Source organism: Streptococcus sp. GMD1S (assembly GCF_000296875.1).
Taxonomy (GTDB): domain Bacteria; phylum Bacillota; class Bacilli; order Lactobacillales; family Streptococcaceae; genus Streptococcus.
In genome coordinates this window covers 1-525 of sequence record NZ_AJQY01000306.1, presented here as the reverse complement: position 1 = coordinate 525, position 525 = coordinate 1, and the positions used below count along the sequence as shown (strand labels likewise).

The following is a 525-nucleotide window of genomic DNA, read 5'->3' as shown; positions in this document are numbered from 1 at the left end:
CATCATGTTTATGAGTTTAAACATAATAAAAATGATAAACATTATAACCATTTGATTTTTTATCCAAAAGAAGTTGATATTGAAATTGTAGAATTTTATTCTTTAATCTATGATTCAAAAAGTAATCGTTTAGTCGTTCAAGATAAAATACATACAGTCAAAAATTTAAAAAATTATACATGCTTATTGATTTATACAAATTTACCTGAGACTATACCTAGTTTAAGAATGAAATGGAAGACAAGTCAAGGTCAAATTGGGGAGTATACATTTTATAGTAATATGTATAACGGGAATATAAATATTTCTTCTTTTAAATATAAATTAACATTAAAGAGGAAACTACTAGCAATTTTGGGATTATAGCTGATTTTCTCCAACTTGTGAAAATCCCTGGAACGTGATAAAATAAAGGATAGAAATAGATACAGGAGACAAGATGAACTACTTTAATGTTGGGAAAATCGTCAATACGCAGGGTCTACAAGGTGAGATGCGAGTCTTGTCTGTGACGGATTTTGCTGA

Annotated in this window: 1 protein-coding gene and 1 pseudogene; both read left to right on the top strand. The window is 28.2% G+C overall.

What is annotated here, in order from left to right:
* On the top strand, positions 1 to 366 hold a 366-nt coding region (locus GMD1S_RS12410; RefSeq protein WP_000496551.1), incomplete at its 5' end, for a hypothetical protein.
* Between the two features lie 73 nt (positions 367 to 439).
* A pseudogene (locus tag GMD1S_RS08925) lies at positions 440 to 525 on the top strand (ribosome maturation factor rimM); the annotation flags it as partial.